The 292-nt window shown below is 76.7% G+C and carries 1 pseudogene; it reads left to right on the top strand.

The annotated features are described in order from the left end of the window. Positions 1-202, top strand: a pseudogene (locus LO771_RS30325) (NAD(P)H-quinone dehydrogenase); the annotation flags it as partial. Positions 203-292: the final 90 nt, after the last annotated feature.

The following is a 292-nucleotide window of genomic DNA, read 5'->3' as shown; positions in this document are numbered from 1 at the left end:
CACCGGCATCGTGGTCGGCGGCGTGGTCGTCGCCCCGCGCGCCAGCGAGCTGATCCACACCATCTCGCTCGAGGTCGACAACAACCTCACCGACGAGCAGGTGTCCGGCGCCTTCACGGTCTACCCGTCGCTCTCCGGGTCCACCGCCGAGGCCGCCCGCCGCCTGCACCGCAGGCGCGACGGGGGCGAGAGCGGGTCCTGACCCCTCCCCCGGCCCGCGCCCCCGCCGGGCGCGGGGGCGCACGCCGAGGGGGCGGGCGCGGCATAGGACGGCGCGCATTGTAGAGGTGCG

Origin of the sequence: Streptacidiphilus sp. ASG 303 (genome assembly GCF_020991365.1) — a bacterium.
Classification (GTDB): Bacteria; Actinomycetota; Actinomycetes; order Streptomycetales; family Streptomycetaceae; genus Peterkaempfera.
Note: the sequence above shows the minus strand (reverse complement) of the source record. Positions and strands in the feature narration are given on the sequence as shown.